The organism is Calothrix sp. CBUCES-K 9914 (assembly GCF_059640475.1).
The window spans coordinates 1-2230 of the sequence record NZ_JBXXZH010000510.1; the positions used below are offsets into that span (position 1 = coordinate 1).

The 2230-nt window shown below is 42.3% G+C and carries 2 protein-coding genes; both read right to left on the reverse strand.

Features of this window, described 5'->3' with window-relative positions:
• Positions 1-884, reverse strand: an 884-nt coding sequence (metK, locus tag AC2JBO_RS44595) for a methionine adenosyltransferase (RefSeq protein ID WP_496960027.1), incomplete at its 3' end; no start/stop codon positions are given.
• Positions 885-1147: 263 nt separating this feature from the next.
• The gene (locus tag AC2JBO_RS44600) at positions 1148-2152 is read right to left on the reverse strand and encodes a phosphoribulokinase (protein WP_496960028.1); all 1005 of its coding nucleotides are present in this window, start codon (positions 2150-2152) and stop codon (positions 1148-1150) included.
• Between the last annotated feature and the right edge of the window lie 78 nt (positions 2153-2230).

Genomic DNA, 2230 nt, shown 5'->3' on the forward strand with positions numbered 1-2230 from the left:
CTGCGGTCAACTTTTGTGGGGTCTTTGCCAGAGAAGGCGCCACCACCATGTCGTGAGTAACCGCCGTAGGTATCAACGATGATTTTGCGTCCGGTCAAACCAGCATCACCTTGTGGTCCACCAACTACAAATTTACCTGTAGGGTTGACTAAAAAGCGAGTTTGTGCATCTGGCTTAATTTCTAAATCTCCAAACACAGGTTCAACAACAGCGCCCCACAAGTCTTCTTTAATTTTGGCTTGGACAGCAGCTTCTGAGGTGATGTCACCAATTGTGGCATCGTGCTGAGTTGAAATTAGAATTGTGTCGATACCAACTGGGCGCCCGTTTTCGTAAACGACGGTAACTTGGGTTTTACCATCTGGACGCAGGTAAGGTAGCTGTTTGGTTTTACGAACAACTGCCAAACGGCGCGCGATACGGTGAGATAAGCTAATTGGCAAAGGCATTAATTCTGGAGTTTCGTTACAAGCGAAACCAAACATAATACCTTGGTCGCCGGCGCCAACCAAGTCAAAAGCTTCATCGCTGCTTTGCTCGCGGGTTTCTTGAGCAGTGTTAACACCTTGGGCAATGTCAGGTGACTGTTCGTCTAACGCGACTAAAACCGAGCAACTGGTAGCAGAAAAGCCATTATCCGCATCGTTATAGCCAATTTCAGCGATTTTCTGACGTACCAATTTCACGTAGTTAACATTTGCTTTTGTAGTAATTTCACCTGTAATAACTACCATGCCTGTGTTAACTACAACCTCTGCTGCAACACGACTTTGTGCGTCTTGTGCCAGCAGTGCATCCAGAATAGTGTCTGAGATTTGGTCGCAAACTTTATCTGGGTGTCCTTCGGTTACAGACTCGGAGGTGAATAAATTTCGACGTGACAAATGAACTTCCTCCACTAACTTCTTGGTCAAGCCGCTACAAAAAATCTGTATCTAGATATATTGTTTAGCCGCTTTAATCAGCAATCATAACAACATTTTTACTTTGACAACTCACACTTTTGTTATCTTCATGAAAATCACGTAATTTTACTGAAAATCTTTAATGAGCTATAACGTTTCGCAACAATACTTACGCGGCTGTTGCATTAAAAAAGGGCACCTATGGGGCACCCTAACTTCCAGTAATTATACTTATACTTAAATTACACTTTCACAGCAATCTTTGCTTCTTTTGCTGTTACACGTTCGTAAGCCGCGCGCATTTTCAAACCAGTAAGTACTTGGAACAAACCAGTACCATTGTTCGAGCCAGGATATTCACGGTGCTGAACCAATAAATGCGTCAACTCACCTTCATACTTAGTAGAAGTCTTGCTAAGATGAGTTTCAATATAAATCACTTCATCGAGATTATCGAACTGACCATCAACTTCTAAAACAGAGACGTAACGACCATAGTATACATCAGAACCATAGTACAATTGCATACCTGGGTAAGAACAAGTTAGCTTGCGTCCGCAAGGAGTCCAGGTAATTGTTGAACCTTCATCGAACAAGTATACAGGCTCAAAACCTTCTTTGTTTTCGCGCTGTAACATCCGTACACGTAAAACTTTACGTTCTGTATCGTTTTTAATTAAGTTGGTTGGTAATACCTGAAGAACGATGTCAGCAAATTCGCGTTGGGGTTCAATATATTTTTGGAAATCTGGTCTACGCGAGTTGATAGCTTGTAAAACGTCTTCATAGCTATGACCACGTTCTGCCATATCGCGCTGAACTTTCCAAGCAATTTTGACTTCATCGCTAATATCAAAGTAAACGCTAAAGTCAATTAGTCCGCGTACTCGCTCATCATATAAAGGATGTAAACCCTCAACCACAATAATATGATTTGGTTCGATTAACTCGGCTGGGTCAATCATACCGGTTTCGTGGTTGTAAATCGGCTTCATAATTGACTGATTATCTTTGAGCGCTTTAATTTGCTCGTACATCAAGTCAAAATTATTTGCCCGTGGGTCGAGTGCTGTTATCCCAGTTTCTTTGCGCTGTTTCCGGTCGAGACAGTGATAGTCATCAAGACAAATAACCGTCATTAACTCTTCGCCAAACAAATCTGTCAAGCGACGCAAAAACGTGGACTTTCCACACCCAGAGTCTCCAGCAACTCCAATCAGCACCACCCGTTCCGGCTTACTTGTCATAAATCTCCTTGCTTATACTAAAACTTCAATTCTCGAATGTTTTTTTTCACACAACAGACTCTATGATGAGGCTCGGAG

Excerpts from the sequence above, each read along its gene's own strand:
- AC2JBO_RS44600 (WP_496960028.1), bottom strand. The coding sequence starts at position 2,152 with ATGACAAGTAAGCCGGAACGGGTGGTGCTGATTGGAGTTGCTGGAGAC.